The sequence below is a fragment of the Cytobacillus firmus genome, assembly GCF_023715565.1.
GTDB classification, from domain to species: Bacteria; Bacillota; Bacilli; order Bacillales; family Cytobacillaceae; genus Cytobacillus; species Cytobacillus firmus_C.
In genome coordinates this window covers 55,495-67,946 of sequence record NZ_JAMBOJ010000002.1, presented here as the reverse complement: position 1 = coordinate 67,946, position 12,452 = coordinate 55,495, and the positions used below count along the sequence as shown (strand labels likewise).

Annotated in this window: 10 protein-coding genes; 1 reads left to right on the top strand and 9 read right to left on the bottom strand. The window is 43.1% G+C overall.

Annotation, left to right across the window (positions count from 1 at the left end; genetic code table 11):
* Nucleotide 1: 1 nt before the first annotated feature.
* From M3205_RS01170 to secA, 8 genes are all read right to left on the bottom strand, one after another.
* Nucleotides 2-1,276: a TRAP transporter large permease gene (locus M3205_RS01170; RefSeq protein ID WP_251168244.1), complete on the bottom strand. Its 1,275-nt coding sequence runs from the start codon at nt 1,274-1,276 to the stop codon at nt 2-4.
* A 30-nt stretch (nt 1,277-1,306) separates the two neighbouring features.
* A complete protein-coding gene (locus M3205_RS01165; RefSeq protein WP_251168243.1) occupies nt 1,307-1,858 on the bottom strand; it encodes a TRAP transporter small permease in 552 nt (183 codons plus the stop codon).
* A gap of 68 nt (nt 1,859-1,926) precedes the next feature.
* The gene (locus M3205_RS01160; protein WP_251168242.1) at nt 1,927-2,952 is read right to left on the bottom strand and encodes a TRAP transporter substrate-binding protein; all 1,026 of its coding nucleotides are present in this window, start codon (nt 2,950-2,952) and stop codon (nt 1,927-1,929) included.
* Nucleotides 2,953-3,089: 137 nt separating this feature from the next.
* Entirely contained in the window at nt 3,090-4,355 is a 1,266-nt protein-coding gene (locus M3205_RS01155) for a TRAP transporter large permease (protein ID WP_251168241.1), read from the bottom strand.
* 23 nt (nt 4,356-4,378) lie between these two features.
* Nucleotides 4,379-4,912: a TRAP transporter small permease gene (locus M3205_RS01150; RefSeq protein WP_251168240.1), complete on the bottom strand. Its 534-nt coding sequence runs from the start codon at nt 4,910-4,912 to the stop codon at nt 4,379-4,381.
* A gap of 66 nt (nt 4,913-4,978) precedes the next feature.
* Nucleotides 4,979-6,028, bottom strand: coding sequence for a TRAP transporter substrate-binding protein (locus tag M3205_RS01145; protein WP_251168239.1), 1,050 nt, complete (start codon nt 6,026-6,028; stop codon nt 4,979-4,981).
* A 468-nt stretch (nt 6,029-6,496) separates the two neighbouring features.
* Nucleotides 6,497-7,610, bottom strand: a protein-coding gene (gene prfB, locus M3205_RS01140; RefSeq protein ID WP_251168238.1) for a peptide chain release factor 2 whose coding sequence is annotated in 2 segments (ribosomal slippage) — nt 6,497-7,537 and nt 7,539-7,610 — 1,113 coding nt in all. Because the reading frame shifts where the segments join, the coding sequence is not laid out codon by codon here.
* Nucleotides 7,611-7,723: 113 nt separating this feature from the next.
* Entirely contained in the window at nt 7,724-10,237 is a 2,514-nt protein-coding gene (gene secA, locus M3205_RS01135) for a preprotein translocase subunit SecA (RefSeq protein ID WP_251168237.1), read from the bottom strand.
* A 180-nt stretch (nt 10,238-10,417) separates the two neighbouring features.
* Between secA and M3205_RS01130 the strand changes: the two genes are divergently transcribed.
* Complete coding sequence (locus M3205_RS01130; RefSeq protein ID WP_251168236.1) at nt 10,418-10,594, top strand: hypothetical protein; 177 nt, start codon at nt 10,418-10,420, stop codon at nt 10,592-10,594.
* A 695-nt stretch (nt 10,595-11,289) separates the two neighbouring features.
* Here M3205_RS01130 and M3205_RS01125 read toward each other — a convergent pair.
* Entirely contained in the window at nt 11,290-12,345 is a 1,056-nt protein-coding gene (locus tag M3205_RS01125) for a YecA family protein (protein ID WP_251168235.1), read from the bottom strand.
* Nucleotides 12,346-12,452: the final 107 nt, after the last annotated feature.

Sequence of the window (12,452 nt, the reverse complement as noted above, 5' to 3'; positions counted from 1 at the left end):
TTTAATTAAGCCATTCAAGCGGAACTGTAATAATCTCAGGGAACAAGATTAATAGAGCCAGAACAATGATATGAACGAGCAAGAACGGCCAAATTCCTTTCGTTATGTCCACCAGATTAATCTTACTAATGCCGCAGCCTACATATAAAACCGTGCCAACCGGAGGAGTGATTAATCCAATACATAAGTTGATCACCATAACAATTCCGAAATAAACCGGATCAATTCCAGCCATTTTCACAAGCGGCAGCAAAACTGGTGTAAATATCAGTATCGCAGGTGTCAAGTCCATTACCAGTCCGATCAATAACAGGAATATCATAATGACAACCATTAACAGCAGCGGGCTGCTGACAAGAGAACCCATGTAGCCGGCAATTTCCGCAGGAACATTCGCAACAGTAATAAGCCACGCCGATACCATGGCAGCTGCAGCCACAAACATGACCACACTCGTGGTTTTTGCTGAAGCAATTAAAACCTGATACAGTTCTTCCAGCTTCAGCTCACGGTAAATGAATAAGCCAACAACCAAGGCATAAAATGCAGCGACAACAGCAGCTTCTGTCGGGGTGAAAACGCCGCCGCGGAGGCCGCCGATTATAATAACCGGAAGCATTAGCGCAAAACTTGCATCCTGGATAGCCTTCCAGATTTCTTTTGCTGATTTTCTTGGCGGAAGGTCACTTGTATCCTTCCTTGACATAAAGAACCAGCCGATCATGAGCCCCACTCCCATCATTATTCCAGGAATAATGCCGCCCATGAATAAGTCAGTAATGGATACACCTGCCGTTACTCCAAATAAAATCATCGGGATACTCGGCGGTATAACAGGGGCTATAATACCCGATGCACAAATGATACCTGTGGAGGTGTTGACGTTATATCCTTTGGCAATCATCATGGGAATTAAAATGGCCCCAAGTGCCGCTGTATCTGCAACAGCTGAGCCTGATAATCCCGCAAAAAGAATACTGGCAATAATGGCTACAAAGCCCAGGCCGCCACGAATGTGTCCTACCAGCGCCATGGAAAAATCAACGATACGCCTGGAAATCCCCCCGGCATTCATCAGTTCTCCAGCTAGAACAAAAAACGGAATTGCCATTAGTGAAAAGTTATTAGCTCCATTAATCAGGTTTTGGGCAACAATTTGGCTATCAAACGTTCCCATTGCAAACATCAGCATAACCGCGCTTGCAAGAAGGGCAAATGCAATCGGCACCCCTAATGTCAGTGACCCAAACAGTGACCCTAAAAATACGCCAATCATAGCAGGTATTCCCCTCCTTTCCTTCCGCCTCTATTTTGCAATGATCTTCTCTTTCTGATCATGATTTACCTCTGCTAATACGCCGTCTGAGGATTGAATGATCGTGAGGTCTTCAGACTTTCCTCTGATAGCTTTAAAGAGGCTGGCTATCACGATAAGCATCATCCAAATACTAGAAACAATACCTATTCCATATAAGTAAGAAAGAGGCATGCCTGTTGCGGGACCACTACTATTCATATTGAGTAGGGTCATTTTCCAGCTCCCTTCCAAAATAAGCCATAGAAGGTAAAGGACTATCGCGTTACTAATCAGGAAGGCAATCTTTTGAAGTCCCTTTGGCAGGGCATTGACAACAATATCCACGCCTAGATGCATTTTATCCTTCAGTGCAGCAATGGCCCCCAGGAAGACCATCCAGACAAAAAAGTAGCGGGACATTTCTTCAGACCAGGTAAGACCAGAATTAAATACATATCTTAAAACAACATTCCCAAAGACGGAGAGGGACATGGCTGCCAATGAAAAGGCAATCGCGATGTTTAATAATTTGTTAGAAATAGAATTTATTTTGCTAAACACGGCTTTCTCCTCCCTGCAATAAAAGCTTGGAGATATAAACAGGTCGATAACCTCCAAGCTTATGCTGCTTACTCTGCTTCTGCACGGATGCGATCAGCTAAATCCTTCGCCCAATCAAACTCACTGTAAATTTCTTCATATAAAGGCTGTGCTGCTTCTTCCATCTCAGCTGAGAATTCATCTGAAGGAGCTGTAAATTTTAATCCATTGTCTTCAAGAAACTCCCTATCTTCTTCATAACTCTTCTCAAGGAGATCAAATTCATATTCTGCGGCTTCTTTTGAGGCCTTTTCGATAATTTTCTGCTGCTCCTCCGTCAAACCATTCCAAAAGTTACTGTTGATGATATATAAGTTAGGGCTGAACATATGCTTTGATTCCAGAATGTCGCTTTGTACCTCATACCAGCCCGATGCCCGGACTGTAGCAATTGGGTTGTCCTGGCCATCTACCACTTTTTGCTCCATCGCTGTGAAAATTTCAGAGATTGGGAGAGGCGTCACATTGGCACCAAGTAATTTTCCCAATTTAATATAATTCGGTATATTCGGCATTCTCAGGCGGAGTCCATCAAGATCTTCTAAGCTATCAATCGTTTTGTTAGAGGAAATCATCCTAAATCCATTTGCACTCCAGGCAAGAGGTTTTACACCATGTTCGGATTCAAGGTCTTCTGTCAATTCGTTACCGATCGGCCCATTCAATACCTTTTTGGCATGCTCGAAATCTTTAAATAAGAATGGCCATTCCGGAGCAGCCATTTTCGGAATATCAGCTTGCATGATTAAACCCGGGATTCCCATTTCGATTGTTCCGTTGCGTACACCATCATAGAACTCTTTCTCGGCACCTAATGTACTATTCGGGTAAAGCTGAACTTCGAGCTCGCCGTTGGTTTCTTCTTCTACTATTGTTTTAAACTTTTCTTTCAATGCCACGTTTTGAGGATGATCCTCAGCAAAGTAATGAGCTACTTTGATTACCTTTTTCTTTCCCCCACCATTTCCTCCTGCTTCCTCTCCGCCACAGCCTGTGAGAATTAAGAAGCTTGCAAGTGCGGTGGCTGCCAATCCCAGTAACTTCTTATTTTTCATCTTCATCTCCCCTTTGTTAGTTTCGCTGCAACTTTCTAAAGTTGTAATTTGTTCTATAATATAAAACTCGGTTTTGTAATATATACAAAAAGGAAACAGTCATTTCTTAATGAAAATGCTGTTACTATCATCAGAGTTTATAAGAATAGCAGTGAAAGCTGTGGAATAACAATAATGATCAGCAATGTGATAACCATGGCAAAGAAAAATGGCACAATCGCTTTAGACAGCTGTTCTAAAGACAGTCCCGATATACCGGCACCAACAAACAGGTTTACACCAAGCGGCGGGGTGATAAAACCAATAGCCAGGTTTACGATCATAATAATCCCAAAGTGAATCGGATCGTAGCCTATCTGAAGGGCAACTGGCAGCAGTATGGGCGTTAAGATGATAATCGCCGCAATCGTGTCCATAAAACACCCTACAATTAATAGCAATAAAGTAATGAGCATCATGATGATAAGAGGTTCACTTGAAATGGAAATCATGGCTTCAGCGATTTGGTTCGGGATTTGTTCAAGGGTCAATAAACGGCCAAATGCTGTAGCAGCTCCAACAATGACAAGCACAGAAGCTGTCGTTAAAGCAGAATCCACAAAAATCTGAGGCAAATCTTTGAACTTCAATTCTTTGTATACAAAAACACTGACAATTAACCCGAAAACAACCGCAACTACAGCAGCTTCTGTTGGCGTAAAGATACCGCCGTAAATCCCGCCTAAAATAATAACCGGAATCATGAGAGCCCATTTAGCTTCCCAAAAAGCTGTTAAAATACCTTTTAAGGTTGTTTTTTGACCTGATCCAATATAACCCATTTTCTTCGAATGGAAGTAAGAATAGATCATCAAGCCAATTCCCACCAAAATTCCCGGGATGATTCCGGCAATAAACATATCTCCAATCGAAACACTGCCGGATACACCATAAATAACCATAGGAATACTCGGCGGAATAATAACGCCAATTGAACCGGCTGATGCAACAACCGCTGTTGCAAAGCGTTTGTCATACCCTTTTTGGACCATGGCTGGAATCATAATTCCGCCAATCGCCGCAACAGTTGCAGGTCCAGATCCTGAAATCGCTGCAAAAAACATACAGGTAACAATCGTAGCCATAGCAATGCCGCCTGTCTTATTCCCTACCATTGAATCGGCTACATTAAAGAGGCGCTTCGATATTCCTCCTTTACCCATAATCTCACCGGCGATGATAAAGTATGGAACAGCCAGCAGCGGAAAGGAGTCAACTGAGTTTGTTAATTCTTTCATCAGGAATTCCACTGGCATACTGCCGGTATACAAAATAGTGAATAATACGGCTAATCCGATCGCAATTCCTATTGGTACAGTTAAAAAGAGGAATGCAGCAAATGAACCAAATAATACTCCCGCCATTCAGATCTTACCCCCTTTAATAGCTAGATCACATTTATATTTTGCTCAGCATCTTTTGGCAGTACATGTGTTTTATCAAAGTTTTTAATCGATATAATATTGCCTATGATATTTTGAATCAATCGGATGCCAGCAAGCCCCATGCCAACCGGTGGAGCAAGATATACAACGCCTGTTGGAATTTGAAGTGCTGGTGTTGTCTGTCCAAACATCAGCAGCTGGGATGCAATTCCGAAGCCATAGAACACTACATATACGCAGAATACTAAAAAGAGGATATTAGAGATGAGTGAAAAATAGATTTTCGTTTTATCTTTAAAGAGAATGAGTGCTGCATCTACTTTAATATGGCGATGATGTTTGACTGCGTAGCTGATACCGATATAGATAAGCCAGATAAAGCAGTACCGCGCAAGCTCTTCTGACCATGACAGTGAATTGGACATCACATAGCGCATAAACACTTGTATAAAAATGACCGAAACCATGATAGCCGATAAAACGAATAGTATGTATTTTTCAAAGTTTTCGTCCAGCCATTTTAGTACTTTTAGCAAACTAATCGCCTCTCTTCTTCAATTTGCGGCCGGCCATCGGGCGACAACCGGCAGCTCATTTCATATTTATTTTGCCTTCTCAACCTCAGCAAAGAACTCGTCTACAATATCGGCTCCGATTTTATCTTTGTATTTATCAATAACCGGCTTCACAGCTTCCTGGAACTTCTCAAATTCTCCCTCTTTGATTTCTGTAAAAGTCATTTCTTTCTTTAACGTTTCAAGTGATTCGTCCGCTACTTCACGTGTGCGCTCACGGTTAAACTTACCTGCTTCTACCGCTGCTTTCGAGATAATGTCCTGCTGTTCTGCAGAAAGCTCTTCCCAAACCATTTTGCTGAATAAGAAAATAAAAGGTGTGTACACATGATTTGTATTGGAAACGTGCTTTTGAACTTCATGATACTTACTTAACAATATTGTTGGGTATGGGTTTTCCTGTCCGTCAATCGTCCCCTGCTGTAAAGCTGTAAATAATTCAGTGAATGCCATTGGAGTTGGATTAGCACCAAGAGCTTTCCATGCATCTAAGTGGATTTCATTTTCCATTGTACGGATTTTCAATCCTTTAACATCTTTCATACCGGCAACAGGTTTTGCATCGTTGGTTAAATTGCGGAAACCATTTTCCCACCAGGCCAAACCAACTAACCCCTGCTGATCAACCATTTCAAGCATCTTATCTCCAAATGGCCCATCCAATATCTTATCTGCCACCTCTTCATTAGGAACCGTGAATGGAAGATCGAAAACACCGAACGCCGGTATAAAGTTTATAAGTGGTGAAGTCGATGGGATAGTTGCATCAAGCGTACCGAACTGAAGCATTTCTATTGCTGAACGGTCATCGGCAATCTGGCCGGAATGATAGACATCGACTGTTAGGTCATCTGACTCTGCTTCAACCAGTTCTTTAAACTTCAAGGATGCCTCATATTCCGGGTGCTTGTCATTGACCCCAATACTAACTTTGATAGTCCGCTTTCCCCCTTCTCCACTGGCACTATCAGATCCATTTTCAGTAGCACCGGTTGAGTTTGATCCACCTCCACATGCTGCCAATACCATCGTACTGAACATAAGAATGCTCAAAAATAAAATAGACAACTTCTTCATCAATTTTCCCCCTCAATATTTTTAAAAATGATAGTACTCATCGTTTGCGCTATCATTGGAAGCTCATAAATGTCGTTTAAACAAAATAAAACGCTTTCAAAATATACTTTAAAATTGGTGAATCTATCACTCCTCCAGGCGTTTTGTTTTACATTATAAAACTCTGTTCTGTATTCATGAACATATTTGTATTTTAACGTCAGCTTATTTTATTTGTCAAACTATTTTTTATATTCTAAAATGAACGTGGATTTAAAACTATTTCAATAAAGCGGTTAGAATATATGATGCTATGAAGCATTAAAGGGGGAAAGGATTTAATAATATACTGAAAAAATATTTTTAATGAAGAATTTTTGGTGTTTTTATACTTATCCATTCTCAGGAAATCAACTTTCAGCTTTTATTCTGCACAAAAAAAGCCAATGCCGGTCTCTCTGCCGGCATTGGCTTCTTATCTCCCTGGTATTAGTCCTCAGGCAATATCAATTTTGACCGCAAATATGCGTTAATAAACGGATCCAGGTCTCCGTCCATTACTCCCTGGACATTTCCTGATTCCGTGTTGGTGCGGTGGTCTTTCACCATAGAATATGGGTGGAAAACATAGGAGCGGATCTGACTTCCCCAGCCGATGTCTTTTTGCTCACCGCGGATTTCAGCCAATTCTGCTTCCTGCTCCTCGATTTTCTTCTGGTAGAGCTTGGCTTTAAGCATTTTCATGGCATGTTCGCGGTTTTTGATCTGGGAACGCTCTGTCTGGCAGGTTACCACGACATTTGTCGGCAAGTGGGTGATACGGACAGCAGAGTCAGTCGTGTTGATATGCTGACCGCCGGCACCGCTTGCACGGTATGTGTCGATTTTGAGATCTTCAGTACGGATATCAATTTCAATTTCATCATTGAATTCCGGCATCACTTCACAGGAAACGAATGAAGTATGGCGGCGTCCTGATGAATCAAATGGAGAAATTCTTACAAGGCGGTGCACGCCTTTTTCCGCCTTCAAATAGCCGTAAGCGTTATGTCCTTTGATGCTAAGCGTAACACTCTTAATGCCGGCTTCATCTCCCGGCAGGTAATCCAGGGTTTCCACCTTGAAGCCTTTCTTCTCTGCCCAGCGTGTGTACATGCGAAGCAGCATGCTGCCCCAGTCCTGTGACTCGGTTCCGCCTGCACCCGGATGCAGTTCAAGAATGGCATTGTTTTTATCATATTCTTCGCTTAAAAGAAGCTGAAGCTCAAAATCGTTCAGACGCTTTACCAGATCCTTAAGCTCTTCCTCAAGGTCAGCCTGTAATTCTGCGTCATCTTCTTCTTTTACCAGTTCATAAGTTAATTCCAGATTTTCAAACATTTCGTATAAATCGTGGAATTCAACTACCTGGTCTTTCAGTGAGTTTGATTCACTGATCACAACCTGTGCCGCCTGCTGGTCATCCCAGAATCCTGGCTGCAGCATGACATCGTCAAGCTCAGCAATGCGTGCCTCTTTGTTTTCTAAGTCAAAGAGACCCCCTAAAGTCAGCTAAAATCTTAGCTGTTTTTTCAAGTTCATTACGAATATCTGCTAATTCCATTTTGGTCACCTCAAAAAATATTTTTTCCTATTATAGCGTGATTTTCTGTAAAAGACTATTCCAGTTTTTTTTCAAAGAGAGGAGCCGGCAAAGCTGTTGCCGGCTCTTGTGGTTTATTTCTCTGCACCACAGCAGTTTTTATACTTTTTGCCGCTTCCGCAGATACATGGGTCGTTCCGTCCAACGTCCATTTGTTTAACGACAGGTTTTTTCTTAACCTTTTCACCGTCTTCTTTCGGGTTGACGGCCTGGCCTTTGGCCACTTCCTCGCGCTCGAGGTTGTTGCGGATTTCGGCTTTCATGATGTATTTAGCCACATCTTCTTCGATGGAAGCAATCATATTTTCAAACATTGCAAAGCCTTCTGCCTGATACTCACGGAGCGGATCTGTTTGGCCATACGCACGCAGATGGATTCCCTGGCGAAGCTGATCCATTGCGTCGATGTGATCCATCCACTTGGAGTCAACGGCACGAAGCACGATAACTTTCTCAAATTCACGCATCTGCTCAGGGCTAAGCATTTCTTCTTTTTCATTATAGCGTTCTTTAACCTTGGCAAAAATGGTTTCGGCGATTTCCTCCGTATCTTTGCCGCGGATGTCATTTACAGTAAGATCGCCTTCATTCAGAAGGTTTCCATTTACATAGTCAATGATACCCTGCAGGTTCCAGTTTTCCTCATCTTCATGCCCAGGTGCATATCCTTCTACATTGCGCTGGATGCTGGTCATGATCATTTTTTCTACAATATCTCTCAAGTTCTCAGACTCCAGAACTTCGTTACGCTGACCGTAAAGAATCTCACGCTGCTGACGAAGAACATCGTCGTATGAAAGAAGCTGCTTACGGGCATCGAAGTTATTGCCCTCAACACGTTTTTGTGCAGATTCAACAGCTCTTGATACCATTTTACTCTGGATTGGCTGAGTATCATCCATACCCAGGCGCTCCATCATCGATTTCATATTGTCAGAACCGAAACGGCGCATTAATTCATCTTCCATGGAAAGATAGAATTGCGTGACACCCGGATCTCCCTGACGTCCGGAACGTCCGCGGAGCTGATTATCAATACGTCTGCTTTCATGACGCTCTGTACCAATAACGCAAAGACCGCCAATTTCCTTTACACCTTCACCGAGCTTGATATCCGTACCGCGTCCTGCCATGTTAGTGGCAATTGTCACAGAACCCTGCTTACCGGCATCGAGGATTATTTCCGCTTCACGGCCATGATTTTTCGCATTCAGAACATTATGCGGAACACCTTTTTTGGTCAGGTATTTTGAAATGATTTCAGATGTTTCAATCGCCACTGTACCGACAAGCACAGGCTGTCCTTTTTTGTGGCGCTCGGCAATGTCTTCTACAACCGCACGGAATTTACCATCCATTGTGGCATAGATTAGATCTGCACGGTCATCACGGGCGATCGGACGGTTTGTCGGAATCACCACAACATTCATATTGTAAATATTGCGGAATTCCTCTTCTTCCGTTTTCGCCGTACCAGTCATACCGGCAAGCTTTTCATACATACGGAAATAGTTCTGGAATGTAATCGTTGCAAGGGTCATGCTTTCGTTCTGGATTTCCAGGCCTTCCTTCGCCTCGATTGCCTGGTGAAGCCCGTCGCTGTAACGGCGGCCCTTCATCAAACGGCCTGTAAATTGGTCAACGATGACGATCTCATCGTCCTGAACAACATAATCAACATCGAGGTGCATGCTGGAATGTGCCTTTAATGCCTGTGTAATATGGTGGTTAAGTGCAACATGCGAAATGTCGAAAAGGTTATCGATTCCAAAAGCCTTCTCTGCTTTCGTCATCCCTTCTTCAGTCAGCTGCACGCCTTTTGTTTTTTCATCATACGTAAAATCTTCGTCTTTTTTCAGGCGGCTGACAAACGCATTGGCCTGAATATAAAGCTGTGTAGACTTTTGAGCTGACCCTGAAATGATCAGCGGTGTACGCGCTTCGTCAATAAGGATGGAGTCAACTTCATCAATTACAGCATAGTGAAGAGGACGCTGAACCTTCTGCTCTTTGTAAAGAACCATATTATCGCGAAGGTAATCAAACCCAAGCTCATTGTTTGTGCTATATGTGATATCAGCCGCATAGGCAGCCTGCTTTTCTTCTTTGGAAAGGCCATTCAGGTTAAGCCCAACAGTCAGGCCAAGGAATTCGTAAAGCTGACCCATTTCAGTAGCGTCACGGCTTGCTAGGTATTCGTTGACCGTTACAACGTGCACGCCTTTTCCAGTTAAGGCATTAAGATAAACCGGCATAGTGGCAGTCAGAGTTTTACCTTCACCCGTTTTCATCTCGGAAATGTTTCCGTCATGAAGGGAAATCCCCCCCATTAACTGAACCGGATATGGGTATAAACCAAGAACGCGCTTCGATGCTTCACGGACAACCGCAAAGGCTTCAGTCAGCAGATTATCAACAGTTTCACCCTTTTGATAGCGGGCTTTGAATTCTTCCGTTTTCTCGCGCAGCTGCTCGTCGGATAATTTTTCCATATCAGATGCAAGAGCATCGATTTCTTCTGCCATTTTGGTAAGGCGTTTTAGTTCGCGTTTATTTTGATCGAACACTTTATTTAAAATCCCAAGCATTAAGAACGCTCCTTTATGTTGGATATAACAGCTCTTTATTCAGGGCTGGACATATCTGATTTCATAGTTAATATCATTGCACAGGTAGTAATAGATTCGCTGTTTCCCGGCAGAATCCTCCTATGAAAATCCACATTATTTCTTATTAATATTACCACTTTGAGAGGGGGGTGACAACTTATGCCGCATGCGGGGTTAATCGAGGTTGTTAGTTTGATGATTGGGATGTTGGTTACAGTTCGGCGGCTGGGTGGCTTAATATCGGGGCTGAGTCCGGATACAGCTTGGGTTCTGACTCAGGATGGCTTTTTTCAGGGATCTGTGTCCAAAGTTGGACTGGCTTCTGACTCAGAGTGACTTTTTCCGGCGGCCTGTGTCAGAAGGTGGCTTGGGTTCTGACACAAAACGGCTTATTGCCCGGATCTGTGTCCAAAGTTGGACTAGGTTCTGACTTAAAACGACTTTTTCTGGCGACCTGTGTCAGAAGGTGACTTGGGTTCTGACACAAAACGGCTTATTGCCAGGATCTGTGTCCAAAGTTGGACTAGGTTCTGACTTAAAACGACTTTTTCCGGCGGCCTGTGTCAGAAGGTGGATTGGGTTCTGACACAAAACGGCTTATTGCCCCGATCTGTGTCCAAAGTTGGACTAGGTTCTGACTTAAAACGACTTTTTCTGGCGGCCTGTGTCAGAAGGTGACTTGGGTTCTGACACAAAACGGCTTATTGCCCCGATCTGTGTCAGAAGGTGGCTTGGGTTCTGACACAAAACGACTTAATGCCAGGATCTGTGTCCAAAGTTGGACTGGGTTCTGACTCAAAATGACTTTTTCCGGCGGCTTGTGTCAGAAGGTGGCTTGGGTTCTGACACAAAACGGCTTATTGCCAGAATCTGTGTCCAAAGTTGGACTGGGTTCTGACTTAAAACGACTTTTTCCGGCGGCCTGTGTCAGAAGGTGGATTGGGTTCTGACACAGCTTAGCTTTTTACACATACTTATGTCAGAAGCTGACTTCCCTAAAATAAAAATAGAGAGCAGCGATGCTCTCTATTTTACGAATTCGATGATTCTATCAGTTCAATAATCGTTTTTTCGACAGCGTCATAGATTTCTCCATAATAAGTTGAAACCCGGTTCCCGCTAATGCCGTATAGCTCTCCGAATTCTTTCTGAGTGAGATTTTCCTTTACAGGAGCTATTGTGCTTACAAGGTATCGTAGACCAGCAACATAGTTATCAGGCTTTTTAACCTGTTTGCCGGTTTTATTAAGGTACTCCATCCAAAGCGAAATTCCCATGCCGATCAGCCATGGCTCTTCATCGGCTTTTATCATGTCGTCACGGAACATGTTGGCAACCTGCTCTGCACCCTTAGTTGGCCAGTCGAAATTGTCCATATTTGGACCAGCTGATGATTTTGGCGTGTCATTCATAAGGTCAAGGAGGTATTCAGCCAAGTATTCTTCAGGATTCTCATATCCGGATTCTTCGAAGGAATACCGGATGTAATCTGCAAACTGCGCAGCATTATCTCCCGGCAGGTCAAATATAGCAGGAAACGCCACATACTCTTCGCCATAAGGAAGCAGCATGGCAAAGGCAAAGTTCCCTTCCTTAACGTCCATATCACCAAAAAGGGAAACATTGTAAACCTTTCCGGTCAAACAATCCTCGATAACGGCTTTGTCTTCAGTCACTTCAATTAATTTTCCAGCTGCCGCTTTGCTGTCCACCCACGACTTCAAAATGCTTTTCAAGCGGGGACGCATGACGGCTGGCAGCTTAGAATGGATGAATTCATCCATTACGGACTCCTCATCATCCAGCGTTCCAAAAAGAACGTACCAGAATGAGTGCACAAATTCATAGAACTCTTTTTCCTGTGGTTCAATATCTTCAAGTATTTCCAGAAGATCCTTGAAATCCTCTTTCATATCTTCCGAAAAATGAGTTAGTGCATAAACCCTTGCTTCCTTTTGAAGCTCAAGTACTTCGTGGTTCAATACATCCTTAATCGACACAGCATCCCTGCTGCCGCAGCATTTTTTATATTTTTTTCCGCTCCCGCATGGGCACGGTTCGTTTCTGCTTACTTTTACTGTTGACATCTTCTAAATCTCTCCTACCAATTTCGTTTAACTATTCTATCCTAACATTTATCGGGAAATAAGGCATTATTTCAGTGGATTTAAATACTTGGCAGGTTAAGGAAGCT